Genomic DNA, 24,109 nt, shown 5'->3' on the forward strand with positions numbered 1-24,109 from the left:
GTGAGTACCGACAGCCCCAAGGACCTCAGCAAGTCCGCGTACGACCACCTGTGGATGCACTTCACCCGCATGTCCTCGTACGAGAACGCACCCGTCCCCACCATCGTCCGGGGCGAGGGCACCCACATCTACGACGACAAGGGCAAGCGCTACCTCGACGGCCTCGCGGGCCTGTTCGTGGTGCAGGCGGGCCACGGCCGTCAGGAACTCGCGGAGACGGCCTCCAAGCAGGCCCAGGAGCTGGCCTTCTTCCCGGTGTGGTCCTACGCCCACCCCAAGGCCGTGGAGCTCGCGGAGCGGCTGGCGCACGAGGCGCCGGGCGACCTCAACAAGGTCTTCTTCACCACCGGCGGCGGTGAGGCGGTGGAGACCGCCTGGAAGCTCGCCAAGCAGTACTTCAAGCTCACCGGCAAGCCGACCAAGTACAAGGTGATCTCCCGCGCGGTGGCCTACCACGGCACCCCGCAGGGCGCCCTGTCCATCACCGGACTGCCGGCCCTGAAGGCCCCGTTCGAACCGCTGGTGCCGGGCGCGCACAAGGTGCCCAACACCAACATCTACCGCGCCCCGGTCCACGGGGACGACCCCGAGGCGTTCGGCCGCTGGGCCGCCGACCAGATCGAGCAGCAGATCCTCTTCGAGGGCCCCGACACGGTCGCCGCGGTCTTCCTGGAGCCGGTGCAGAACGCCGGCGGCTGCTTCCCGCCCCCGCCCGGCTACTTCCAGCGGGTGCGCGAGATCTGCGACCAGTACGACGTGCTGCTCGTCTCCGACGAGGTCATCTGCGCCTTCGGCCGTCTGGGCACGACGTTCGCCTGCGACAAGTTCGGCTACGTCCCGGACATGATCACCTGCGCCAAGGGCATGACCTCGGGCTACTCCCCCATCGGCGCGTGCGTCATCTCCGACCGCCTCGCCGAGCCGTTCTACCAGGGCGAGAACACCTTCCTGCACGGCTACACCTTCGGCGGCCACCCGGTCTCCGCCGCCGTCGGCATCGCCAACCTCGACCTGTTCGAGCGCGAGGGCCTCAACCAGCACGTGCTCGACAACGAGGGCGCCTTCCGCGCCACCCTGGAGAAGCTGCACGACCTGCCGATCGTCGGCGACGTCCGCGGCAACGGCTTCTTCTACGGCATCGAACTGGTCAAGGACAAGAACACCAAGGAGTCCTTCGACGCCGAGGAGACCGAGCGCGTCCTGTACGGCTTCCTGTCGAAGAAGCTCTTCGACAACGGCCTGTACTGCCGTGCCGACGACCGCGGCGACCCGGTCGTCCAGCTCGCCCCGCCGCTGATCTCCGACCAGGGGACCTTCGACGAGATCGAGCAGATCCTGCGCGCCACCCTCTCCGAGGCGTGGACCAAGCTGTAGTCCGTTACGCCACCCGAGGTTCCGATCTTCCTTCTGGATGATCAACACCGGCCCCGGAGCAGCCCGTTCGAGTGAGAAACGGGGGCCCGGGGCCGCGTACTGTCCGGCCCGCCGCCATGGCCTGCCTAGCGTGCCAGTGACCGATCGGCCGCGCCTTCGTTCCCCCGGACGGGGGACTTACCCGAATCGCGCACGGCATTTCCGATCCGAACCGAGGTGTACGCCATGGTGGCCCCACCGGACAACGACGTGCTCTGGGCGCGCGCCCTGCACTTCCGGCACGACGACGACTCGCCCGGGCTGAGCGGGGTCTCGCTCGGCGTCCGGGAGAGCGAGATCCTCGCCGTCGGCGGCCCGCGCGGCAGCGGCAAGACGACCCTGCTGCGCTGCCTGTCCGGACTGCTGCCCGCCGGCAGCGGCGAGATCTGGTTCAACAGCGTGCCCGTGCACACCATGACTCCGGCGGCCCGCGAGCGGCTGCGCCGGGACCGCTTCGGCTGGATCGACCCGGCCCCGCTGCTGGTCGACGAGCTGAACGTCTGGGAGAACGCCGCCCTGCCGCTGATGCTGCGCGGCACCGGCCGGCGCCGCGCCAAGACGGCGGCCCTGGAGTGGCTGGAGCGCCTCGACATCGGGGACAAGGCGCGCAAGCACCCCGTGGAGCTGACCCACGCGGAGCGGCAGCGGGTGTGCATCGCCCGCGCCCTCGCCCCGGCGCCCACGGTGCTGTTCGCCGACGAGCCGACCGCGCCGCTGCACCGCGTCGACCGCGCCCACGTCCTGCGCACGCTCACCACCGCCGCCCGCTCGCACGGCATCACCGTCGTCCTCGCCACCCACGACGCGCAGACCGCCGCGCTAGCCGACCGCACCGTGTCGCTGCTCGACGGGCGGCGCGTGCACACCGTCCACCTGCCGCCGGTTCCCGGGACGGCCGAGACGGAAGGCCGGGCGGCGTGCTCGCTCTCCGTCTAGGCCTCGGCGCCCATCCGGCCCTCCAGCTGCGCCGGCTGCTGGTCGCGGCCGCGTCGGCGGGCACGGGCTTCCTGCTGCTGAGCGCCCTCGGCCACGCCCTGGGCAACCTCGACCCGGCCGCCTCGGCGCTCCGGCTGGCCTGGTGCGCGGCCCCGCTGGCGGCCACGGTGTACTTCGCGGTCGCGGTCGCCCGCAGCGATCCGGGCACCCGGCCCCGGCCCGGTCTGTCGGCGATCGGTCTCGGGCCCGTCCGGCTGATGCTGATCTCCGTGACCACCACGGCCCTGTCCTGCCTGCTGGGCTCGGCACTGGCCCTGCTGGCCTTCCTCCAGCTGCGCGGCGACCTCACCGGCATGCCCCTCGACGACGCCTCGACGGACTTCCTCGCCGTCGGCCGGCCGCTTCCGATGCCGGCCGCCCTGACGCTGCTGTCCCTGGTGCCGCTGAGCGCGTCGGCCGCGGTGGCGTTGGCCCTGCGGCCGCGCGAGCCGGCGCCGGGCGCGCCCCGCGCGGCCCGGACGTACGGCAGGTTCGGCGCGTACCGGAATGCGCCGGTACGGGAGTCGTTCGGGGCGTACGGACGCTTCGGCAAGCAGCTGGGGGCTCCGGTGCGCGGGCGGCGCACGGCGGGGGCGGCGGAGGAGGACGGCGCGGCGGCCGGCTCCGTCGCCGGCGCGATGGCAGGTGCGGGGACCGCCGTGGCGGACGGCGTGGCGAAGGGTGCCGGGGGCGTCGCCGCACCGGCCGGCGGGCCGGACGCCGCATCCGCCGAGCCACTCGAATCCCGAGCGGCTGCCGAGCCCGCCGCCTCCGGCGCCACCGCGGAACCCACCGTGTACGCCGCGTCCGACGCGTCCGACGCGTCCGACGCGACCGGCACGACCGGCACGACCGGCACGACCGGCGCGACCGGCGCGACCGGCACGACCGGCACGACCGGTCAGCCCGTCGCCTCCGCCGACGTGCCGCACGCCGTGCCGCACGCGCCGCCGTCCGGGCTGCCCTGGGGCATCGCGGTGCTGGCGGTGGGGCTCGCCGTGGAGGCCCTCGCGAGCCGTACGGCCGCCGGGGGCGAACCGGTCGACCGGCCGGTCGCGCTGCTCGGGCTGGCCCTGGCCTGCGTCGGACTCGCGCTCGCCGGCCCGGGGCTCACCCACCTGTGCGGCCGGCTGCTCCAGACGGTCCGCCCGGGCGCGGTCCGGCTGCTCGCCGGGCGGGTGCTCATGACGGAGGCCACCCGTATCGGCCGTCCGCTGGGCGTGGTCTGCGCGGTCCTGGCAGCCCTGTACGCCATGGCCTCGCTGCACGACCGGGAGGACACCTCCTCCGCTCCGCTCGTCGCGCTCGGGGTGCTGCTGGTGGCCGGCTGCACGGTGGCGACCCTGCTGACGGCCGCCGTCGAGGCGAAGCAGGCCCGCTCCGAGACCACCGCCGCGCTCCGGCGCCTCGGGGCGCCCGCCGCTACGCTGCGCCGGGCCGCCGCGCTCCGCGCGGGGGCGCTGCTCGCCCTGTTCGGGCCGTTGTCGCTGGTCGTCGCCGAGTTGTCGGCGTGGCCGCTGACCGGCTGAGGACCCCCTGCGGAAACTGATCCGACGAAAATCTCCGCGCGCCGATGAGTTTCGCGCGGGCCGCCTGTCCACCCTCTCGAACGCTACGGAACGGACCGGGAGAGGCCCAGCCATGTACCAGCAGATGATCTTCGTGAACCTGCCCGTCAACGACATCGACGCGTCGCGGACGTTCTTCACGGAGCTCGGCTACTCGATCAACGCACAGTTCAGCGACGAGACCACCGCGTCGGTCGTGATCAGCGACACCATCGTGGTGATGCTGCTGGCGCGGGAGAAGTACGCGGAGTTCACGAAGAAGGAGATCGCGGACGCGACGAAGACCAGCGAGGTGCTGATCGCGCTGAGCGCCGAGAGCCGTGAGAAGGTCGACGAGCTGGTCGACAAGGCCCTGGCGGCGGGCGGGACGGCCGCCGGTGAGACTCAGGACCTCGGCTTCATGTACGGCCGTTCCTTCGACGACCTCGACGGCCACACCTTCGAGGTCGTGTGGATGGACCCGGCGGCCGTCGAGGGCTGATCGACACGGCCTAGTGCCCCGACAGGCAACGTTCGCCCCGTCGCGACGCCCGGCACGCACTCTCGCCGCACCGGCCGAAAGCCCAAGTACGTCCAGTACGAGGACTTCCGGCCGGCACGCCGAGAGCACGCACCGGACGCCGCTCCTTGACGGGCAAACGTTGCCTGCCGCGGCACTAGCATGGGCGGGTGCAGACCAGTCCCGCCCATGCCGTCCATCACGGGGACCGCGAGATCGAGACGCTCGAGGAGTTCGACGCGATCGTCTCGGCACGCGGCACGCTCTCCGGCTTCCGCGTCCAGGCCGTCGATCTGACCGACCGGACCCGGGAGTTGCTCACCACCGACACCGCCGAGGCGGTGTTCCTCGGCTGCCGGATGCGCCCCGACGCGGCGGAGAAACTCCGCGCCGACGGCGCCCTGGTCCTGCCGCCGGTGCCCGGACTGCCCTTCGACCCGTACCGGGGGCATCTCTACACGCCCGGCGACCTGTTCGCCTCGCTCGACAAGGGCTACGAGGCGACTCCGGACGCGCTGGCCTACGCGTGGTTCCAGCGGACGAAGGCGAACGGCGACATCTTCGCCTCCATGCTGCGCGCGGTCCACGACGACTCCATGTCCGACGCCCTCGACGAACTCCTGCGCGGCGCGCGGGTGGTGGGGGTGATGGGCGGTCACGCGATGGCCCGCGGCACCCGGCAGTTCCTGGGCGCCGCCCGGCTCGGACGGGCGCTGTCGCTGGCCGGCTTCACCGTGGCGACGGGCGGCGGCCCGGGCGCGATGGAGGCGGCGAACCTCGGCGCCTACGCGACCCCCTACGACGAGGCAATGCTGGACGAGGCCTGCCGACTGCTGGCGGCCGCGCCCTCGTTCACGCCGTCGATCACCGACTGGGCGCGGGCCGCTTTCGAGGTGCGCACCCGCTGGCCGAAGGGCAACCACTCGGTCGGGATCCCCACCTGGTTCTACGGCCACGAGCCGCCGAACGCCTTCGCGTCCCACATCGCGAAGCACTTCGCCAACGCCACGCGTGAGGACGGACTGCTGGCCCGCTGCAACGCCGGTGTGGTCTTCCTGCCGGGCGCCGCCGGCACCGTACAGGAGATCTTCGACAACGCGACGCCGAACTACTACGAGTCGCGCGGTGAACCCACGCCCATGGTCCTGGTGAACCGGGCGCACTGGACGGAGAAGCTGCCGGCCTGGCCGCTGCTGCGGTCCCTCGCCCGGGAGCGTTCCATGGACGCCCGGATCGCCCTCGTGGACCGGATCGAAGAGGCTCCGGAGGCGTTGAAACGTCTGGGTGGTTAACGAAAGAGCAAAGCCCAGGCCTGCGGTAGGCATATGCGTTGACACTACTTATGCGCTGCTTATAGACCTGAGAGCCACATGGGAGTGTTGATACATCGTCAACCCTCCCTCAACCCCCCGCATTTGCGCATCTTCCGTAAAGGACAAACGTGGCAGTTCTGTCCGTATCACGTCGTACCGTCGCGCGCTCCGTGCGCGCCATCGGTGTCGTCTCCGCGTCCGCCGCGCTCACGCTCGGCATTGCCGGCAGCGCGGCGGCCTGCAACATCAACGAGTTCTCGGCCGAGGCCGAGTGTGACGGTGACAAGGGTGTCATCACCGTCACCGACGTCGACCCGGCCGGTGTCCCCGCGACCGTCACCGTGTTCCTGCAGAACAACGGCGCCGACATCAAGAAGATCGGCGAGCAGGTGGTCAAGGGCAGCCGTGAGGGCACCACCATCACCTTCGAGGAGGACTGGAAGCCGAACGCCGAGTACCGCATCCACGTCAAGGCCAAGCCCTATGTCGACGAGGACATCAAGCCGAACCTGACGACCCCGTCGACCCCGTGCAAGGAGACGGAGGAGGAGCCCCCGGCTTCGACGCCTCCTCCCGCGACTCCCTCGACCCCGGAGGACGAGGAGTCCGAGTCTCCGACCCCGTCGGCTTCCGAGTCGGAGCCGGCGGCGGAGACCGGGAGCACCCCGCCGGCGGACACGTCGGGCAACGCGCCTTCCCCGGCCGGTGAGTCCAACCTCGCCGAGACCGGCGCCAACTCCAACACCGGCCTGATCGCCGGTGTCGCGGGCGCGCTGGTCGCGATCGGCGGTGGCGCGGTCTTCTTCGGCATGCGCCGTCGCGGGGCGAACAGCGAGCACTGATCCCGCACGGACACAGGAGCGGCCCGTCCCCCTCGGGGGGCGGGCCGTTGCGTCGTGCCGGACGCTCAGCCGAACGTCGCCCGCTCCAGCCAGAACTCCAGCAGCTCCCGGTCGCCGAGCACCTCCACCTCGGGGGCGTCCAGCGGCACCCGGCGGCAGAACGCCAGCAGCACCGCGGTGAGCGGCCCGCGCAGGGCGACCGTGGCCTTCTCATGGTCCCGGCGCCAGGAGACACCCTCCTCGGTGAGCTCGATCAGCCACTCCGCGTGGGTGTCCGCGCCGGTGTCCGTGGCGTGCAGATGGAGGGTGCGCCGGGGCCCGCGCAGCTCGTGCACCGAGTCCTCCGGATCCGTGCGCTGCGCCCACACGACGATCTCCAGCCATTCGTCGATCGCGTCGGCGGCGGCGTCGGGCGCGACCTCGAAGGGCAGTCCCGCGGCGAGGGCCGCGTCCGCGCGGTGGACGATCAGCTCGTGCGTCATACGGCGGGCCCAGAACCCGGCGTGGGGCAGGTCCGCCCAGCTCCACACCTTCGCGTCCGGCCCGGCCGTGCGCAGGTCGCCGACGATCAGCTCGCCGGACCGGGCCAGCCAGGCGTCCAGCGCGCCGCGGTCGCCCCACTCCTCCGGCCCGTCGTACTCGGGCACCCGCTCCTCGGGTATCTCGTCCTCGGCCCCGGTGCGCACCATCAGCGCGGCCCAGCGCAGGGAGCCGCCGACGTGCCGTACGAGCTGCTCCAGGGACCACTCGGGGGTGGTCGGCACCGGTGCGGACAGATCGGCGCCGGACGTCACCACGGTCCGCAGCAGCGCCACCTGACCGGCGATCTCCTGGCAGTAACGGTCGTACGCGAGTTGAGTCATGACGCACACCCTAGGCAGCCGCCGTCACCCCAGCACGGCGATTTCCGCCTCGTCGAACTCCACGCCGACCTCGTCCCCGACCTCCGGCGCGGCCCGCAGCGGGCAGGCCGCCTCCAGCCTGGGCGCGTCCTCGGGCTGGAGGTGCACGGCGACATGGGTGCCCCGGAAGGTGCGCGCCGCCACCGTGCAGCGCAGCCCCTCCTCGACCGGGACCAGACGGACCCCCGCGGGCCGCACCAGCAGCGCCCGCGTGCCCTGCGGGGCGCCGTCCGGCACGGGGACCTTGCCCCAGGGGGTCACGGCGGCCCCGTCCCCGACGGCCGCCTCGACGACGTTCTCGAAGCCGAGGAAGCGCGCCACGAAGGCGTCGGCCGGGCGCTGCCACACCTCGAGCGGCGTGCCGGACTGGGCGATCCGCCCGTCCCGCATCACCACCACCCGGTCGGCAAGCGCGAACGCCTCACCCTGGTCGTGGGTGACGGCGAGCACGGTGGTGCCCAGCCTCCCGAACAGCTCGCGCAGTTCGACGACGAGCCGTTCCCTGAGCGACCGGTCGAGCTGGCCGAGCGGCTCGTCCAGCATCAGCAGCCGGGGGCTGGGGGCCAGGGCGCGGGCCAGCGCGACGCGCTGCTGCTCGCCCCCGGACAGCGCGGCGACGGCCCGCCCGGCCGCCCCGGGCAGCCCCACCAGGTCCAGCAGCTCCGCCACGCGCTCCGCCTGCCGGGCCCGTGACGCGCCGTGCATCCGCAGCCCGAACGCCACGTTGCCGCCCACGTCACGCTGCGGGAAGAGCTGGTGGTCCTGGAACATCAGCCCCACCCCGCGCCGGTGCGGGGGCACGCCCGACTGGTCCTGCCCGTCGAGCAGGATCCGCCCGGCGTCCAGGGGCTGCAGACCCGCGACGGCCCGCAGCAGCGTCGACTTGCCGCTGCCGCTGGGCCCGAGCACACACACGATCTCCCGCTCGGCCACCGCCAGGTCGACCGCGTCCAGCACCGCCCGGCCGCCGAAGCGGACGGTGGCGCCCTGAAGGCTCAGCAGCATCTAGAACTCCCCGGTCCGGTCGGTCCGCAGCCGCTCCAGCACCAGCAGCGCCACCGCGCACACGATCATCAGAATCGTCGACAGGGCCATCGCCTGGCCGTAGTTGAGGTCTCCGGGCCGCCCGAGCAACCGCTCCACGGCCACCGGCAGCGTGGGGTTCTCCGGCCGCGCGATGAACACCGTCGCCCCGAACTCCCCCAGCGACACCGCGAAGGCGAACCCGGCCGCGACGAGCAGCGCCCGCCGCACCATCGGCAGGTCCACCTCGCGCCAGGCCCGCCACGGCGACGCCCCGAGCACCGCCGCCGCCTCCCGCAGCCGCACGTCCACCGCCCGCAGCACCGGCAGCATGGTCCGCACGACGAACGGCACGCCCACGAGCGCCTGGGCGAGGGGGACCAGGATCCAGGAGGCGCGCAGGTCCAGCGGCGGCTCGTCGAGGGCGATCAGGAAGCCGAACCCGACGGTCACCGCCGACACCCCGAGCGGCAGCATCAGCAGGGCGTCGAACCCGCGCACCAGCCGTCCCGCGTCCCGCCGGGTCAGCGCGACGGCCGCGAGACCGCCGATCACCACGGCGATGGCGGTGGCGGCGAGGGCGTACTGGAGCGAGTTGCCGACCGCCTCGACCGGCGGGACCAGGAACACCCCGCCGTCGTCCTCGGTCAGCGCCCGGTAGTAGCCGAGGCCGGCGCCCTCGAAGGAACGCTGCACCAGCACCGCGAGGGGCAGCAGGAGCAGTACGGCGACGGTGGCGACGACTCCGCCCAGCAGCGCCCACTGCCCGGCGCCGCGCGGCCGGCGGGCGGTCACCGAGGCGTCCACCAGCCGCAGCGCGGTCTCCCGGCGCCGGACGGTCCAGGCGTGCAGGGCGAGGATCGAGCCCACGGCGAGGAACTGGATCATCGTCAGCACGGCGGCCGTGGACAGGTCGAAGATCTCGGAGGTCTGCCGGTAGATCTCCACTTCGAGCGTGGAGAAGGTCGGTCCGCCGAGGATCTGCACCACGCCGAAGGAGGTGAAGGTGAACAGGAACACCATCAGCGCGGCGGCCGCCACGGCGGGCGCGAGCGCGGGCAGGGTGACGGTCCGCCAGGCCGCGAACCGGGAGGCGCCGAGCATCCGTGCGGCCTCCTCCTGCCGCGGGTCGAGCTGGGCCCACAGGCCGCCCACGGTGCGCACGACGACGGCGTAGTTGAAGAACACGTGCGCGAGCAGGATCGCCCACACCGTGGTGTCCAGGCGCACCCCCCACACCGCGTCGAGGAGCCCGCCGCGCCCGACCAGCGCCATGAACGCCGAACCGACGACGACCGTGGGCAGCACGAACGGCACCGTGACCACGGCCCGCAGCACCTGCTTGCCGGGGAAGTCGAAGCGGGCGAAGACATAGGCGCCGGGCAGGGCGATCAGCAGGGTGAGGGCGGTGGAGACGACGGCCTGCCAGGTGGTGAACCACAGCACCTGCCGGACGTCGGACTGGGCCAGTACCTCCCCGATCCGCCCGAGCTGCCAGCTCCCGTCCGTCTTCAGTCCGCGCGCGACGATCGCGGCGACGGGATAGGCGAAGAAGACGGCGAAGAACGCGACGGGCACGGCCATCAGACCGAGCCGCGCCGCGTTCCCGCGCCGTCCGGCCGCGGCTCGCGTCACTTCAGTACGAGCGAGGTCCACGACTTGACCCACTGGTCACGGTTCTCGGCGATCTTCGCCGGGTCCATGGTCTGCGGCTCCTTCGCCTGCGGCCCGAACCGCGTGAACTCCTCGGGCACCTCGGCGCCCTCCACCACCGGGTACACGAACATGTTGAGCGGCATGTCCTCCTGGAACCGCTTACCGACCATGAAGTCGAGCAGCGCCTTCGCGCCCTCGGGGTTCTTGGCGTTGGCCAGCAGGCCCGCGTACTCGACCTGGCGGAAGCAGGTGCCCTCGGCCACGCCGGTGGGCGCCGTCTCCGGCCTGGGGTCGGCGTAGATCACCTCGGCGGGCGGCGAGGAGGCGTAGGACACGACGAGCGGACGGTCGGCCTTGGCCTTCCTGCCGCCGGCCGAGCCGGAGAACTCCTCGTTGTAGGCCTGCTCCCAGCCGTCGACCACCTTGACGCCGTTGGCCTTGAGCTTCTTCCAGTACTCCGGCCAGCCCTCGTCGCCGTACTTCGCGGCGGTGCCGAGCAGGAAGCCCAGGCCGGGTGAGGAGGTGGAGGCGTTCTCGACGACGAGGAGGTCCTTGTACTCGGGCTTGATCAGGTCGCCGAAGGTCTTCGGCGGGGTCAGGTCGTTCTCGTTGAACCACGCCTTGTCGTAGTTGACGCAGATGTCGCCGGTGTCGACGGGGGTGACCCGGTGCTTGTCCCCGTCCGCGCGGTAGCCGGGCAGGACCTTGTCCGCGCCCTTGGCCTCGTACGGCTGGAACAGCCCGTTGTCGAGGGCGCGGGAGAGCAGGGTGTTGTCGACGCCGAAGAAGACGTCGCCCTGGGGGTTGTCCTTGGTCAGGACGGCCTTGTTCACGGCCTGCCCGGCGTCGCCGTCCTCGAGGACCTTCAGCTTGTGGCCGGACTCCTTCTCGAAGGCGGCGACGACGTCCTCGGACACGGCCCACGAGTTGTGACTGACGAGGGTCACGGTGCTCGACCCGCCGCCGCCGGCGCTGCCGCCGTCGTCGGACGACCCGCACGCGGACAGCGTGACCAGTCCCAGCCCGACGGCCAGGACGGTGACCTTCTTGGTGATGCCCACTTGATTCCTCCTGGGGGTGACCAGGAAGAGACGCGGCCCTGCCCGGGACCCCTGGGCGGAGTCCCGGGCAGGGCGCAACAGCTCGAGTGATGACCGATCTCCCTACCCAGAATGACCTGGGCCAGGTTCGGAGGGTCTGCGGCCGGTGCCGCACTCTCAGCGCTGTGGCGCTCCCCTGTCGGAATATGAGGTTGTACTTACCTAGGACTTACTCGGGTCACCTTACCGCTCGGTCGCGGCGAGCTGACCGCACGCCCCGTCGATCTCCTGTCCACGGGTGTCCCGGATCGTCACCGGCACACCGTGCGCGGCGATCGCCTCCACGAACGCCTTCTCGTCCTCGGGGCGGGAGGCGGTCCACTTGGAGCCGGGCGTCGGGTTGAGCGGGATGAGATTGACGTGCACGGGGCGGCCCTTGAGCAGCCGTCCCAGCCGGTCACCGCGCCACGCCTGGTCGTTGATGTCCCGGATGAGCGCGTACTCGATGGACAGCCGCCGCCCCGACCTGGCCGCGTACTCGAACCCGGCGTCGAGCACCTCGCGCACCTTCCACCGCGTGTTCACCGGGACGAGGGTGTCGCGCAGCTCGTCGTCGGGGGCGTGCAGCGAGATCGCGAGCCGGCACTTGAAACCCTCGTCGGAGAAGCGGTGGATCGCCGGGACGAGGCCCACGGTGGACACGGTGATCCCTCGCTGCGACAGCCCGAGCCCGTCCGGCTCGGGGTCGGTGAGCCGCCGGATGGCGCCCACCACCCGGTTGTAGTTGGCGAGCGGTTCCCCCATGCCCATGAACACGATGTTGCTCAGCCGCGCCGGCCCGCCGGGCACCTCGCCGTCCCGGAGCGCCCGCATGCCGTCCACGATCTGGTGCACGATCTCGGCCGTCGACAGGTTCCGGTCGAGACCCGCCTGCCCCGTGGCGCAGAACGGGCAGTTCATACCGCACCCGGCCTGCGAGCTGATGCACATGGTCACCCGGTCCGGGTAGCGCATCAGCACGGACTCGACGAGCGTGCCGTCGAACAGCTTCCACAGCGTCTTGCGCGTCGTCCCCTGGTCGGTCGACAGATGCCGTACGACCGTCATCAGCTCCGGCAGCAGCGCCTCCCGCAGCTTGCCGCGCGCGCCGGCCGGGATGTCGGTCCACTGCTCCGGATCGTGCGCGTACCGCGCGAAGTAGTGCTGCGAGAGCTGCTTGGCACGGAACCCCTTCTCACCGGCCGCGACGACCGCCTCCTTGCGCTCGGCGGGCGTGAGATCGGCAAGGTGCCGCGGCGGCCGTTTCGCTCCGCGGGGTGCGGCGAAGGTGAGCTCACCGGGGGCGGGTCGGGCCACGGTCGGGCAACTCCTCTGAAAGACGGGGTCCGGTCGTTCTGCGGGCGCGGACGGCGGCACGGCCGTGCCGCCGGCCCGGGGACCGGATGCCTCCCGCGGGTGGCGGGGACGTACGAAAGGGCCCGCGTTCCCACGCGAGCCCTTCCAGAGTACCTGTTCGCCGTCAACCCGATCCGACGAAGATCACCAGCAGCAACCACACCACCGGCGCCGTCGGCAGCAGGGAGTCCAGGCGGTCCATGATGCCGCCGTGGCCGGGCAGGAGCGTGCCCATGTCCTTGATGCCCAGGTCGCGTTTGATCATGGACTCGCCGAGGTCGCCCAGGGTGGCGCTGACCGCGACCGCGAGGCCCAGCAGCACGCCCTGCCACCAGCGGCCGTCGTCGATCAGGAACTGCATGCACAGGGCGCCCGCGGCCATCGCGAAGGCGATCGCGCCCAGCAGGCCCTCGCGGGTCTTGCCGGGGCTGATCCGCGGGGCGAGCTTGTGGCTGCCGAAGCGCCAGCCGACCGCGTAGGCGCCCGTGTCGCTGACCACGGTCAGCAGGAGGAAGGTGAGGACGCGCCACGAGCCGTCGTCGGCGGTGAGCATCATCGCGACGAAGGTCGCCAGGAACGGGACGTAGAACGCCGCGAAGACGCCCGCCGTGACGTCCCTGAGGTAGCCCTCGGGCGGCGCCGTCATCCGCCAGACGAGCACCGCCAGCGTGGTGAGCGCCATGGCGACCCACGCGCCCTCGGCACCCCGGGCGTACCCGGCGACGACCATGGCCGCGCCGCCGAGCGCGAGCGGGACGAGGGGCGCCTTGATGTCCTTGCGCTCCTCGAGCCGCGTCGTCAGCTCCCACAGGCCGACCACGACGGCGACGACGATCACCCCGACGAAGACGGCCTTGACGACGAACAGCGACGCGACGATCACCGCGCCGAGTCCGACGCCGACGCCTATCGCGGCGCCGAGGTCGCGGCCCGCGCTCTTCTTCTGCGGGGCGGGCGCCGGCTGCGGGGCGTCGGGCATGGGCTCCGGATTCTGCTGCACCTCCCCGGGGTGGGGCCGTGCCTGCGGCGTCTCGTCTCGGAACAGAGGACCGCTCAGCCGAGCGGCCCCCCGGCCCGCATCCTGGTCTCCGCCGTGGTCGGGCACGTCGGGCACGAGGGGCAGGGGGCGAGTCTGCTGCGCGTAGTGCGCATCGTACGCGGGACCCGCCGGGACAGCCCCCTGGCCGGGCCCGTGGTCGGCAGGCCCCCAGTACCCGGTCTGCGGCGTCCCCCAGGAAGAGTCGTTCATCAGACCTCGAGCAGTTCCGCTTCCTTGTGCTTCAGGAGCTCGTCCACCTGGGCGACGTACTTCGCCGTGGTGTCGTCGAGCTCCTTCTCCGCACGGCGGCCCTCGTCCTCGCCGACCTCGCCGTCCTTGATCATCTTGTCGATCGCGTCCTTGGCCTTGCGGCGCACGGCGCGGATGGACACCTTGGCGTCCTCGCCCTTGGCCTTGGCCACCTTGATGAACTCACGCCGGCGCTCCTCGGTCAGCTCGGGGAACACCACCCGGATGATGTTGCCGTCGTTGCTCGGGTTGACGCCCAGGTCGGAGTCGCGGATGGCCTGCTCGATGTTGCGCAGCGCGCTCTTGTCGAACGGCGTCACCACGGCCATGCGCGGCTCGGGCACGGAGAACGAGGCCAGTTGGTTGATCGGCGTCGGCGCGCCGTAGTAGTCGGCCACGATCTTGTTGAACATCGCCGGGTGCGCACGGCCGGTGCGGATCGCGGCGAAGTCCTCCTTGGCGACCACGACGGCCTTCTCCATCTTCTCCTCGGCCTCGAGGAGGGTCTCTTCGATCACCACTTGCTCCTGCGTGTCTTGAGTAGGCCCGGCTGCGGTTCCTTGATCGGGGCGGCGGCCGGCTGCGTCGCGTCTTCTTCCTGCACGGTTCCCGACCGGCAGGACATTGTCCATCCCCCGGTCAGTTGCGTCCCGCGTGGTCACCCACAAGCGTGCCGATCTTCTCACCCTTGACCGCGCGGGCGATATTGCCCTCCTTCAGAAGCTCGAAGACGACGATCGGCAGGCGGTTGTCACGGCAGAGCGTGACGGCCGTGGCGTCGGCGACCTTCAGGTCCCGGGTGATGACCTCGCCGTAGCCGAGCGCGTCGAACTTCACGGCGTCGGGATTGGTCTTGGGGTCGGAGTCGTAGACCCCGTCCACGCCGTTCTTGCCCATGAGCAGCGCTTCGGCGTCGATCTCCAGGGCGCGCTGGGCGGCGGTGGTGTCGGTGGAGAAGTACGGCATGCCCATACCGGCGCCGAAGATGACCACGCGGCCCTTCTCCAGGTGGCGCACGGCGCGCAGCGGAATGTAGGGCTCGGCGACCTGTCCCATGGTGATGGCGGTCTGCACACGGCAGTCCACGCCCTCCTTCTCCAGGAAGTCCTGGAGGGCGAGGCAGTTCATCACGGTGCCGAGCATGCCCATGTAGTCGGAGCGGGCCCGGTCCATGCCGCGGACCTGGAGCTCCGCGCCGCGGAAGAAGTTGCCGCCGCCGATGACGATCGCGATCTGCGCCCCGTCCCGTACGACGGCCGCGATCTCACGTGCGATGGCGTGCACCACGTCGGGGTCGACACCCAGTCCCCCGCCACCGGAGAAGGCCTCTCCGGACAGCTTCAGCAGAAACCGGCCGCGTACTTTGCCGTCGTCGCTCTTCTCAGCCTTGGTGGTCATGGGGGATTCCGCCTCTTTCGCGTGTTGCACATGCGAGAAGGCCATTGCCGGTGGGGCGTGGTTCGCATCCCATGCGGCAATGGCCTCCTCGTCAGATCTGCTGTCGTCCGGCACGCGCGCATGCGCGGACGCCTGTCCGAACGACTGCTGTCGACCCTATCGGGGTCGCACGCCCGTCGCGGTACGGACTCAGATGCCGACCTTGATGCGCGTGAAGCGCTTCAGGGTGACACCGGCCTCGTCCAGGACCTTCTGGACGGACTTCTTGTTGTCGAGCGCGTAGGGCTGGCCGAGCAGCGTGGCGTCCTTGAAGAAGCCGTTGAGGCGACCCTCGACGATCTTCGGCAGGGCGGCCTCGGGCTTGCCCTCGGCGCGGGTGGTCTCCTCGGCGATGCGGCGCTCGGCCTCGACGACCTCGGCCGGGACGTCCTCCTTGGAGAGGTACTTCGGCGCGAAGGCAGCGATGTGCTGGGCGACGCCCTTGGCGATCTCGGCGTTGGGCTTGTCCAGCTCGACGAGCACACCGATCTGCGGGGGCAGGTCGGGCATCGTGCGGTGCATGTACGCCGTCACGTAGCCGTCGGCGAACTGCGCGAAGCGGTCCAGGACGATCTTCTCGCCCAGGTTGGCGTTGGCCTCGTCCACGAACGCCTGGACGGTCTTGCCGGGCTCGATCTCGGAGGCGAGCAGGGCCTCGAGGTCGGCCAGGGAGGTCTTCGCGACGTGCTCGGCGATGGCGGTGGCGACGCCCTGGAACTTCTCACCCTTGGCGACGAAGTCCGTCTCGCACTTCAGCTCGACCAGGACACCGGAGGAATTGTCGGCGGCGATGATCGAGACCACGGCGCCGTTCTCGGCGGAGCGGCCCTCGCGCTTGGCGACGCCCTTCTGGCCCTTGATGCGGAGCGCCTCGACGGCCTTGTCGACGTTGCCGTCGGCCTCGTCCAGCGCCTTCTTGCAGTCCATCATGCCGGCGCCGGTGAGCTCCCGGAGCTTCTTGACGTCGGCGGCGGTGTAGTTCGCCATGAGTCTGTGAATCTTTCTCGAAGTCTGGAGGTTCGGAGATCCGCGGGTCGGGGCCCGCCTGCGGGCGGGCCTCCGGCTCGCCGCTGACCTACGGGTGGACGGCGGGGGCGGCGAGTGCCGCCGCTCCCGCCGTCAACGGCTCGGACGGGGCGGTCAGGCCTGCTCGGCCTCGGCGGCGGGAGCCTCGGCCTTCTTCTCACTCTCGGCCTTCTCGCCCTCGGCCTTCTCGCCCTCGGCGGCGGCCGGAGCGGCCTCCTCGGCCTTCTTCTCGCCCTCGAGCAGGTCGCGCTCCCACTCGGCCAGCGGCTCGCCGGCGGCCTTCTCGCCCTTGCCCTCACCGGCGGCACCGGAACGGGCGATGAGGCCCTCGGCGACGGCGTCGGCGATCACGCGGGTGAGCAGGGTGACGGAGCGGATCGCGTCGTCGTTGCCCGGGATCTTGTAGTCGACCTCGTCCGGGTCGCAGTTGGTGTCGAGGATGGCGACGACCGGGATGTTGAGCTTCCGGGCCTCGCCGACCGCGATGTGCTCCTTCTTGGTGTCCACGATCCAGACGGCGCTGGGCACCTTCTGCATCTCGCGGATACCGCCGAGGGTCTTCTCCAGCTTGGCCTTCTCGCGGGAGAGGACCAGCAGCTCCTTCTTGGTGAGGCCGGAGGCGGCCACGTCCTCGAAGTCGATCTGCTCGAGCTCCTTGAGGCGCTGCAGACGCTTGTAGACGGTCGAGAAGTTGGTGAGCATGCCGCCCAGCCAGCGCTGGTTGACGTAGGGCATGCCGACGCGGGTGGCCTGCTCGGCGATGGCCTCCTGCGCCTGCTTCTTCGTGCCGACGAACATGACCGTGCCGCCGTGGGCGACGGTCTCCTTGACGAACTCGTAGGCGCGGTCGATGTACGACAGCGACTGGAGCAGGTCGATGATGTAGATGCCGTTGCGCTCCGTGAAGATGAAGCGCTTCATCTTCGGGTTCCAACGACGGGTCTGGTGACCGAAGTGGACGCCGCTCTCCAGCAGCTCCCGCATCGTGACGACGGCCATGGCCGTATCTCCTTGAATTTCTCGGTTGTGCCGCGGATGCCGGACGGCCTCCGCGCCTGACGCCCACGACGCGCCGTTGCCGCAAGGACCGAGGGGCGCTGACATCGGGTTTCCGGCTGTGACCGGGCCCGATGCCGGGGCGTGCGAAGTCGACCCGGTGGCCCGGGTCGCCACCAGAAGTGTACGGGACCCGCGGGGCCGCGGGTGACGCCGTTGTCCACAACCCGGGCGGTCGTCCACAGGTCCCTGCGGTGAGCGCCCGTTGGCGGCACGCTGCGGGCATGCGAAAGAGGCGAGGGGCGAGGGCGGCGGTACGGCTGACCCTGCTGGTGATCATGACCGTGGCGGCGCTGCTGGCCCCGCCACCGCCGTCCTGGCTGCCGACGGCGGCGGTGGGGCCGGTGCGGGACGACGGCACGGTCCCGGCCGTGGGACGGACCTGGCCGGTGGGGACACGGCCCCCGGTGCTGCGCGGCTGGGAGCCCCCGGCGACGGCGTACGGGCGCGGGCACCGGGGCGTGGACCTGGCGGCCGCGCCGGGGGCGCCGGTCCGGGCGGTGGCGGCGGGCCGGGTCTCCTTCGCCGGCCGGGTGGCCGGACGGGGCGTCGTCTCGGTGGAGCTGGCGGGCACGGGCGACCCGCCCCTGCGCACGACCTACGAACCGGTCGGCGCCTCGGTGGCCGAGGGCGACGAGGTGACGGCCGGCGAGACGATCGGCACGGTGGAACCGACGGGCTCCCACTGCACGGCCCCGTGCGTCCACTGGGGCCTGCTACGAGCCGACGCCTACCTCGACCCCCTCACCCTGCTCCCCCCATGGCTGCTCCACAGAGACCCACCACGGCTCCTCCCGGTCCTGTCGGCCCCGGCACCCGATTGAGCCCCCACCCCGCGCGGCCCCCGACGGTGCGCCACGCCCCTGCCTACCCACCCACCACGGCCGACTCCACCCGGAGTGGCACGCGGGGCCGACGGACGCGGCTCGCCGTCCCACCACAGGAGGCAACAACTCCGAGTGCGGCCCCACACGCGGGCGGGGCACGCCCCGGCACACCGCCGCCGCCCCAACTGGCCCACCCGCCACGGCTCACCTCACCCGGAGACGCGCGAAACCGGCGGACGCGGCTCCCTGTCCCACCGCAGGAGGCAACAACTCCGAGTGCGGCCCCACACGCGGGCGGGGCACGCCCCGGCACACCGCCGCCGCCCCTACCGGCCCACCCGCCACGGCCCCACTCCGACCGCGGGGGAGCGGGGCCGACGGACGCGGCTCGCTGTCCCGCCGCAGGGGGCAGCAGCTGCGGGACGGCGTGCCCCGGTGTGGGGGCTCCGGCGGGGCCGGAGGTTGGCGGGTGGCGGGGGTCAGCCCCGGGCGCCCTTGAGGGCCATGGTGACCGCTGCTTCCGTGATCTCGTCGGGGTGTTCCGCCGCGCCCAGTTCGATGCGGCGCACCGCGGCGTCGACCACGCCCTGGAGAAGCATGGCCGCGAGGCGGGGCTGGGTGTGGCCCAGGCCTGCCAGCGCCTCACCGATCATCGTGACCAGACCGCCGTGCGCGGCGCGGATCTTCTCGCGTGCGCCCTCGTCGAGCTCGCTCGCGGAGATGGCGACCACGGCGCGGTGCCGCCGGTCCCCGACCAGCCGCAGCTGGGTGCGCACATACGCCTCGATCTTGGCCTCGGCCCCGTCGGCGGCCGCCATCGCGGCCTCGACCTCGGCCGCCCAGACCGGGAAGTCGACCTCGCACAGCTCCTCGACGACGGCCGCCCGCGAGCGGAAGTACTCGTACACGGACGAACGCGCGAGGCCGGTGCGCTCGGCGAGGGCCGGGAAGGTCAGTGCCTCCGTACCGCCCTCGGACAGCAGGGAGCGAGCCGCGTCCAGCAGGGCGGCTCGCTGCATCGACCGGTGCTCGGCCACGGAGGCCGCTCGAATCCTTGGCACGCCGTCCACTTTACGGAGGCGCGGCCCGCGGCGGCCAGAGGATCGGCCGGCTCTGAGCCGGACGGGCTCAGCGGCCGAAGCTCGCCAGCTTCGCGCGCAGCTGGAGCACGGACTTGGTGTGGATCTGGCTGACCCGGCTCTCGGTCACGCCCAGCACGTTGCCGATCTCGGCGAGCGTGAGGCCCTCGTAGTAGTACAGCGTGACCACGGTCTTCTCCCGCTCGGGGAGCGTGTTGATGGCCCGGGCGAGGAACCTGCGCAGCTCCCGGTCCTCGGCCACCTCCACCGGATTGTCGGCGGCGGTGTCCTCCAGGGTGTCCATGAAGCTCAGCTGGTCGCCGCCGTCGCCCCCGGCGTGCAGCAGTTCCTCCAGGGCGACGACGTTCGCCAGCGACAGCTGGCTGAAGACCGCGTGCAGCTCGCCCACCGTGATGCCCATCTCGGCGGCGACCTCGCTCTCCGACGGCGTGCGCCGCAGCCGCGCCTCCAGCGTGGCGTAGGCGCGCTCCACGTTGCGCGCCTTCTGCCGCACCGAGCGGGGGATCCAGTCCAGCGCCCGCAGCTCGTCGATCATCGCGCCCCGGATGCGGGTGATCGCGTAGGTCTCGAACTTGATCTCCCGGTCGACATCGAACTTCTCGATGGCGTCGATCAGCCCGAAGACCCCGGAGGAGACGAAGTCCGCCTGCTCGACGTTGGGCGGCAGCCCCACACTGACGCGGCCGGCGACGTACTTCACCAGCGGCGAGTAGTGCAGGATCAGCTGCTCCCGCAGTCGTTCGTCCCCCGTCGCCTTGTACGACCGCCACAACTCGTCGAGCGTCGAGGGAGCGGGCGGCCGCACGCTGCCACCGTCGCGGGCGGCTGGGGGGATCGCCGCCCGGTCGGACCCGGAGGTGTGCTGGGGCATTCGTCGCCTAGTGCCGTTCTGCCGTGGGCTGGTGCTGGCTGGGTGCGTTGTCTGTCCGATGTCGAGTTGCCTGTCCGTGTCGGGAATCCTCGTGAGCGTAGCGTGACTACGGCGTCGCGGTGTGCGAAGAACCGAGGTGGGACCGTGCGCAGATTCGTTCCTGGGGCCGTCCCACCGGGGCACGCCGATCGCTCTGAGTGATCACCGGGGTCCCTCAACTGGCGTATCCACCAAGGGGTGTCGGGGTTCCCTCGGACGGCCGAACACGCTCCGTCAACGGGTGTCGCGGCCGTCGCGGACCGACATCACGGCGTGGCGCGTCAACTTCCAGCCGTCGCCGTGTCGTTCGACGTGACCAAGTGCTCGTAGTTCGTACAGTCTCGCGATCGCGTCGTCCGGCGTGGTCTGCGCGGCCCGCGCGATCTCGTCCGGCCGGGCCGTTCCGCGGGCGGGGAGCGCGGCGAGGACCTGGCGCCCCGCCGGGTCGAGGAGGTCGCGGGGCAGCACCGGTCCCCGTCGCTCGGGGGCGAGCTCGCCCATGTCCCCGACCAGTTCGACGACCTCGTCGGCGTCGGTGACCAGGACGGCGTCCTGGCGCAGCAGCTCGTGCACCCCGGCGGAGAGCCCGCTGGTGGCCGGTCCCGGGACTCCTATCGTGTGCCGGCCCAGCCGCCGGGCCGCCCGGGCGGTCACCAGCGAGCCGCTGCGGTGGGCGGCCTCCACCACGACCGTGCCCCGGGTGAGGGCGGCGATCACCCGGTTCCGCAGGATGAATCTGCTCGGTGTCGGGTGATCACCGGGCGGCAGCTCGCCGACGACGAGTCCCTGGTCGGCGATTCTGCCGATCAGTCCGGCGTGTCCGCGCGGATAGGGCCGGTCGAGGCCGCAGGCGAGGACGGCGACGGTGGCGCCGCCCGATCCCAGTGCGCCGCGGTGGGCGGCGCCGTCGACCCCGTAGGCACCGCCGGAGACCACGATCCAGCCGCGCTCGGCCAGTCCCGCGGCGAGGGTGGCGGCCATGTGCGCGCCGTACTCGGTGCAGGCGCGGGCGCCGACGACGGCGACCGAGCGCAGCGCCCACATGCGCAGGTCAGGGCCGCCGCGCACCCACAGTCCGAGCGGCCGGGCGTCCCCGAGGTCGTCGAGCTGAGCCGGCCATTCGGCGGTCCCGGGACGGACGAAGCGCACCCCGGCCTCCCGCGCGACAGCGAGGTCGCGGCCCGGCTCGGCGCGCTCGGCCCGGGCGGTCAGGCCGGCCCAGCGCCGGTCGCTCACCCCGGGCAGCGGCTCGGTCCGCCGTCGCAGTCGGCGCACCACCTCGTCCACGCCGAGTTCCCTGACCCAGCGCCCGCCGGTCTCGTCGCCGGGTTCCAGGACCCGGGTGAGGAAGATCCGGCCGAGCAGTTCCCCCTCTCCCCCGGCCGCGGCGCTCATACCGCCGCCCCGACCGTCATGGGCACCCCGCGCGGGACGCCGGTGCGCAGTTGCAGGGCGAGGGCGACGTCCCCGGCGTCGGGCCGGTCGTGTCCGCCGAGGTCGGCGACGGTCCAGGCGACCCGCAGCACCCGGTCCAGGCCCCGGGCGGTGAGCACACCGCGCTCCAGGCCGCGCTCGGCGTCGTCCATGGCGCCGGGTGCGGCGTGCCAGCGGCTGCGCAGCTCCCGGCCGGGGACCTCGCTGTTGGTCCGCCACGGTGTGCCGGCGAGCCGCGCCGCCGCGCGCTCCCGGGCGGTGTGTACCCGTGCGGCGACCGTGGCGGTGGTCTCGCCGCGGGCGCCGCTCGCCGTCAGCTCGGTGCGGGTGACGCGGTCGACCTCGACGCGCAGGTCGACCCGGTCGAGCAGCGGCCCGGACAGTCTGGCCTGGTAGCGGCGGATCGCCGAGGGCGGGCATTCGCACTGGTCGCCGGTCCCCGAGAAGCGCCCGCAGGGGCACGGGTTGGCGGCGAGCACCATCAGGAACCGCGCCGGGAAGCGCACGACGCCCGCACTGCGCGCGATGACCACGTGCCCGGCCTCCAGCGGCTGGCGCAAGGCGTCCAGGGCCCGGCTGCTGAACTCCGGTGTCTCGTCCAGGAACAGCACGCCGCGGTGCGCGAGGGAGACCGCTCCCGGCCGGGCCGTGCCGGGGCCGCCGCCGACGAGTGCCTGCATCGTGGCCGAGTGGTGCGGGGCGCAGTAGGGTGCCGTGTCGATCAGAGGCTTGCCCGGGGGCAGCAGGCCCGCCACCGAGTGCACGGCCGTCACCTCGAGGGACGCCTGCCGGTCCAGCGGCGGCAGGATCGGCGGCAGCCGCTCCGCCAGCATGGTCTTGCCGGCGCCGGGCGGCCCCTCGAGGAACAGGTGGTGTCCGCCCGCCGCGGCGACCTCCACCGCCGTCCGCGCCGAGAGCTGGCCCACGACGTCCGCGAGGTCGTGGCCCTGGTGGTGCTGTGCCGCGTCGGCGCTGTGCACGCCGGTGGCCGCTCCGGTGCCGGGGACCCGCAGCCCGGCGAGCAGCGGATCGGGGCGCGACGGTTCCTCGGCCGCCTCCTCGGGCACCGGCTCGTCGGTGAGCACCGCGATCAGCTGGCGCAGGCTGCGGATGCCCAGCACGGACACGCCGGGCACCAGGGCGGCCTCGGCCGCGGCGCACTCGGGCACCACCACCTGCTCGTAGCCCGCGTCGGCCGCGGCCAGCACGGCGGGCAGGATGCCGCGCACCGGCCGTACCCGGCCGTCCAGGCCGAGTTCGCCGATCATCACGATGTCGGCGAGCACCCGGGGGTCGATCCGCTCGGCGGCGCCGAGCACGGCGCACGCGACGGCCAGGTCGAACCCGCTCCCGGCCTTCGGGACCGAGGCCGGGCTGAGCCCCACGGTGAGCTTCTTCTGCGGCCACTCCCCGCCGGAGTTGACCACGGCCGCCCTGACCCGGTCCCGGCTCTCGGTCAGGCTCTTGTCCGGCAGCCCCACCAGCGTGAACGCCGCGACCCCCGGTTCCAGGTCGGCCTGCACCTCCACGACGACGCCCTCGACGCCCACCAGCGCCACCGAGCACGTACGGGCGAACCCCATGTCAGGCCACCCCCCGCACATGCTCGACGACGGGTGCGCCGCGGGCCGGAAGGAGCACGCCGACCACGTCGATGCGGACCCCGCCGGGCGGCGCTCCCCCGTGTTCCTGCAGCCAGCGTTCCGCGAGCCTGCGCAGCCGGCCCGCCTTGGCCGGCGTGACGGCCGCCATGGGGTGCTCGAAGGGCCCTGCCCTGCGGGTCTTCACCTCGCAGACGACCAGGGCATCACCGTCCCTGGCCACGATGTCGATCTCACCGGTCCTGCCGCAGCGCCAGTTGCGCTCCAGGACCGTCATGCCTGCCTGTGCCAGCCGTCGCGCGGCCAGTGTCTCGCCGTACCTGCCGAGTGCGCTGCGTGCCCGTTGTCCGGTCATGTCGAACACCACCTCCGGGGCCAACGGTCACGCAGACCGCTCCGCGGTGTGGGGCCCGGTGCAGAACTCGGCGGCTGTGGACAACTCCGTCACCCGTCCGAGCGAGCGGCGTGCCCGGCTCAGCCGCTCGGGAGCTCCAGATCGCTCTTGTTGAGCTCCTCGATGTTCACATCCTTGAAGGTCAGAACACGTACCTGCTTCACGAAGCGGGCCGGCCGGTACATGTCCCAGACCCAGGCGTCGGCCATGGACACCTCGAAGAACACCTCACCCTGGACCGAGTGCACCTGCATCTCGTAGTCGTTGGTCAGGTAGAAGCGCCGCTCGGTCTCGATCACGTATTTGAACAGCCCGACGACATCGCGGTACTCCCGGTAGAGCTTCAGCTCCATCTCGGTCTCGTACTTCTCGAGGTCCTCGGCGCTCATGGCATGTTCCCCTTCAGCCGT

The 24,109-nt window shown here is 72.1% G+C and carries 23 protein-coding genes and 1 riboswitch; of the genes, 7 read left to right on the forward strand and 16 right to left on the reverse strand.

What is annotated here, in order from left to right; translation table 11 throughout:
* From AC5L3C_RS10060 to AC5L3C_RS10085, 6 genes are all read left to right on the forward strand, one after another.
* Positions 1–1,374 carry an aspartate aminotransferase family protein gene (locus tag AC5L3C_RS10060; protein ID WP_493648528.1) on the forward strand — a complete coding sequence of 458 codons (1,374 nt, stop codon included), beginning with the start codon at positions 1–3 and terminating at the stop codon, positions 1,372–1,374.
* 225 nt (positions 1,375–1,599) lie between these two features.
* Positions 1,600–2,349, forward strand: coding sequence for an ABC transporter ATP-binding protein (locus AC5L3C_RS10065; protein ID WP_125503980.1), 750 nt, complete (start codon positions 1,600–1,602; stop codon positions 2,347–2,349).
* Positions 2,331–3,917, forward strand: a complete 1,587-nt coding sequence (locus AC5L3C_RS10070; RefSeq protein ID WP_493648531.1) for a hypothetical protein — start codon at positions 2,331–2,333, stop codon at positions 3,915–3,917. Before AC5L3C_RS10065 ends, AC5L3C_RS10070 begins: the two co-directional genes overlap by 19 nt.
* Positions 3,918–4,029: 112 nt before the next feature.
* Complete coding sequence (locus AC5L3C_RS10075; protein WP_125503982.1) at positions 4,030–4,437, forward strand: VOC family protein; 408 nt, start codon at positions 4,030–4,032, stop codon at positions 4,435–4,437.
* 188 nt (positions 4,438–4,625) lie between these two features.
* Positions 4,626–5,747 carry an LOG family protein gene (locus tag AC5L3C_RS10080; RefSeq protein WP_493648533.1) on the forward strand — a complete coding sequence of 374 codons (1,122 nt, stop codon included), beginning with the start codon at positions 4,626–4,628 and terminating at the stop codon, positions 5,745–5,747.
* Positions 5,748–5,905: 158 nt separating this feature from the next.
* Positions 5,906–6,610, forward strand: a complete 705-nt coding sequence (locus AC5L3C_RS10085) for an LAETG motif-containing sortase-dependent surface protein (RefSeq protein WP_493653807.1) — start codon at positions 5,906–5,908, stop codon at positions 6,608–6,610.
* Between the two features lie 65 nt (positions 6,611–6,675).
* On the opposite strand, the gene AC5L3C_RS10090 is transcribed toward AC5L3C_RS10085, so the two are convergent.
* The 10 genes from AC5L3C_RS10090 to rpsB all read right to left on the reverse strand — a co-directional run bounded on the left by AC5L3C_RS10090 (position 6,676) and on the right by rpsB (position 17,376).
* Positions 6,676–7,473, reverse strand: coding sequence for a maleylpyruvate isomerase family mycothiol-dependent enzyme (locus AC5L3C_RS10090; RefSeq protein ID WP_493648535.1), 798 nt, complete (start codon positions 7,471–7,473; stop codon positions 6,676–6,678).
* A 24-nt stretch (positions 7,474–7,497) separates the two neighbouring features.
* The gene (locus tag AC5L3C_RS10095; protein WP_493648537.1) at positions 7,498–8,517 is read right to left on the reverse strand and encodes an ABC transporter ATP-binding protein; all 1,020 of its coding nucleotides are present in this window, start codon (positions 8,515–8,517) and stop codon (positions 7,498–7,500) included.
* Positions 8,518–10,119, reverse strand: a complete 1,602-nt coding sequence (locus AC5L3C_RS10100; protein WP_493653809.1) for an ABC transporter permease — start codon at positions 10,117–10,119, stop codon at positions 8,518–8,520.
* 47 nt (positions 10,120–10,166) lie between these two features.
* Complete coding sequence (locus AC5L3C_RS10105) at positions 10,167–11,252, reverse strand: thiamine ABC transporter substrate-binding protein (RefSeq protein ID WP_493648538.1); 1,086 nt, start codon at positions 11,250–11,252, stop codon at positions 10,167–10,169.
* A gap of 81 nt (positions 11,253–11,333) precedes the next feature.
* Positions 11,334–11,439, reverse strand: a riboswitch (TPP riboswitch).
* A gap of 35 nt (positions 11,440–11,474) precedes the next feature.
* A complete protein-coding gene (rlmN, locus tag AC5L3C_RS10110; protein WP_125503987.1) occupies positions 11,475–12,587 on the reverse strand; it encodes a dual-specificity RNA methyltransferase RlmN in 1,113 nt (370 codons plus the stop codon).
* A 163-nt stretch (positions 12,588–12,750) separates the two neighbouring features.
* The gene (locus AC5L3C_RS10115) at positions 12,751–13,875 is read right to left on the reverse strand and encodes a phosphatidate cytidylyltransferase (protein WP_493648540.1); all 1,125 of its coding nucleotides are present in this window, start codon (positions 13,873–13,875) and stop codon (positions 12,751–12,753) included.
* Positions 13,875–14,432: a ribosome recycling factor gene (frr, locus tag AC5L3C_RS10120; protein WP_125503989.1), complete on the reverse strand. Its 558-nt coding sequence runs from the start codon at positions 14,430–14,432 to the stop codon at positions 13,875–13,877. Before frr ends, AC5L3C_RS10115 begins: the two co-directional genes overlap by 1 nt.
* A gap of 121 nt (positions 14,433–14,553) precedes the next feature.
* Positions 14,554–15,312 (reverse strand): UMP kinase, encoded by a 759-nt coding sequence (gene pyrH / locus AC5L3C_RS10125; protein WP_125503990.1) that lies wholly within the window; start codon positions 15,310–15,312, stop codon positions 14,554–14,556.
* Between the two features lie 189 nt (positions 15,313–15,501).
* Positions 15,502–16,338, reverse strand: coding sequence for a translation elongation factor Ts (gene tsf / locus AC5L3C_RS10130; RefSeq protein ID WP_493648543.1), 837 nt, complete (start codon positions 16,336–16,338; stop codon positions 15,502–15,504).
* 153 nt (positions 16,339–16,491) lie between these two features.
* Positions 16,492–17,376: a 30S ribosomal protein S2 gene (gene rpsB, locus AC5L3C_RS10135; protein WP_493648545.1), complete on the reverse strand. Its 885-nt coding sequence runs from the start codon at positions 17,374–17,376 to the stop codon at positions 16,492–16,494.
* A gap of 281 nt (positions 17,377–17,657) precedes the next feature.
* On the opposite strand from rpsB, the gene AC5L3C_RS10140 reads away from it, so the two are divergent.
* Entirely contained in the window at positions 17,658–18,257 is a 600-nt protein-coding gene (locus tag AC5L3C_RS10140; RefSeq protein ID WP_493648547.1) for a murein hydrolase activator EnvC family protein, read from the forward strand.
* A gap of 482 nt (positions 18,258–18,739) precedes the next feature.
* Here the strand turns inward: AC5L3C_RS10140 and AC5L3C_RS10145 are convergent, their stop codons facing one another.
* The 6 genes from AC5L3C_RS10145 to AC5L3C_RS10170 all read right to left on the reverse strand — a co-directional run bounded on the left by AC5L3C_RS10145 (position 18,740) and on the right by AC5L3C_RS10170 (position 24,088).
* On the reverse strand, positions 18,740–19,297 hold the full coding sequence (locus tag AC5L3C_RS10145; protein WP_493653810.1) for a TetR/AcrR family transcriptional regulator: 558 nt from the start codon (positions 19,295–19,297) through the stop codon (positions 18,740–18,742).
* A gap of 91 nt (positions 19,298–19,388) precedes the next feature.
* Positions 19,389–20,231, reverse strand: a complete 843-nt coding sequence (gene whiG, locus AC5L3C_RS10150; RefSeq protein WP_125503994.1) for an RNA polymerase sigma factor WhiG — start codon at positions 20,229–20,231, stop codon at positions 19,389–19,391.
* A 273-nt stretch (positions 20,232–20,504) separates the two neighbouring features.
* Entirely contained in the window at positions 20,505–21,665 is a 1,161-nt protein-coding gene (dprA, locus tag AC5L3C_RS10155) for a DNA-processing protein DprA (RefSeq protein ID WP_493648549.1), read from the reverse strand.
* Positions 21,662–23,287: a YifB family Mg chelatase-like AAA ATPase gene (locus tag AC5L3C_RS10160; RefSeq protein WP_493648550.1), complete on the reverse strand. Its 1,626-nt coding sequence runs from the start codon at positions 23,285–23,287 to the stop codon at positions 21,662–21,664. Before AC5L3C_RS10160 ends, dprA begins: the two co-directional genes overlap by 4 nt.
* Position 23,288: 1 nt before the next feature.
* Positions 23,289–23,660: a YraN family protein gene (locus AC5L3C_RS10165; protein WP_493648552.1), complete on the reverse strand. Its 372-nt coding sequence runs from the start codon at positions 23,658–23,660 to the stop codon at positions 23,289–23,291.
* 119 nt (positions 23,661–23,779) lie between these two features.
* Complete coding sequence (locus tag AC5L3C_RS10170; RefSeq protein ID WP_003993268.1) at positions 23,780–24,088, reverse strand: DUF2469 domain-containing protein; 309 nt, start codon at positions 24,086–24,088, stop codon at positions 23,780–23,782.
* Between the last annotated feature and the right edge of the window lie 21 nt (positions 24,089–24,109).

Source organism: Streptomyces speibonae (assembly GCF_984686075.1).

Coding starts and splice junctions, on each gene's coding strand:
- dprA (WP_493648549.1), bottom strand. CDS start 21,665: ATGAGCGCCGCGGCCGGGGGAGAGGGGGAACTGCTCGGCCGGATCTTC.
- AC5L3C_RS10065 (WP_125503980.1), top strand. CDS start 1,600: ATGGTGGCCCCACCGGACAACGACGTGCTCTGGGCGCGCGCCCTGCAC.
- rpsB (WP_493648545.1), bottom strand. CDS start 17,376: ATGGCCGTCGTCACGATGCGGGAGCTGCTGGAGAGCGGCGTCCACTTC.
- AC5L3C_RS10115 (WP_493648540.1), bottom strand. CDS start 13,875: ATGAACGACTCTTCCTGGGGGACGCCGCAGACCGGGTACTGGGGGCCT.
- AC5L3C_RS10165 (WP_493648552.1), bottom strand. CDS start 23,660: ATGACCGGACAACGGGCACGCAGCGCACTCGGCAGGTACGGCGAGACA.
- AC5L3C_RS10170 (WP_003993268.1), bottom strand. CDS start 24,088: ATGAGCGCCGAGGACCTCGAGAAGTACGAGACCGAGATGGAGCTGAAG.
- AC5L3C_RS10100 (WP_493653809.1), bottom strand. CDS start 10,119: ATGGCCGTGCCCGTCGCGTTCTTCGCCGTCTTCTTCGCCTATCCCGTC.
- AC5L3C_RS10075 (WP_125503982.1), top strand. CDS start 4,030: ATGTACCAGCAGATGATCTTCGTGAACCTGCCCGTCAACGACATCGAC.
- pyrH (WP_125503990.1), bottom strand. CDS start 15,312: ATGACCACCAAGGCTGAGAAGAGCGACGACGGCAAAGTACGCGGCCGG.
- AC5L3C_RS10140 (WP_493648547.1), top strand. CDS start 17,658: ATGCGAAAGAGGCGAGGGGCGAGGGCGGCGGTACGGCTGACCCTGCTG.
- tsf (WP_493648543.1), bottom strand. CDS start 16,338: ATGGCGAACTACACCGCCGCCGACGTCAAGAAGCTCCGGGAGCTCACC.
- whiG (WP_125503994.1), bottom strand. CDS start 20,231: ATGCCCCAGCACACCTCCGGGTCCGACCGGGCGGCGATCCCCCCAGCC.
- AC5L3C_RS10160 (WP_493648550.1), bottom strand. CDS start 23,287: ATGGGGTTCGCCCGTACGTGCTCGGTGGCGCTGGTGGGCGTCGAGGGC.
- AC5L3C_RS10090 (WP_493648535.1), bottom strand. CDS start 7,473: ATGACTCAACTCGCGTACGACCGTTACTGCCAGGAGATCGCCGGTCAG.
- AC5L3C_RS10095 (WP_493648537.1), bottom strand. CDS start 8,517: ATGCTGCTGAGCCTTCAGGGCGCCACCGTCCGCTTCGGCGGCCGGGCG.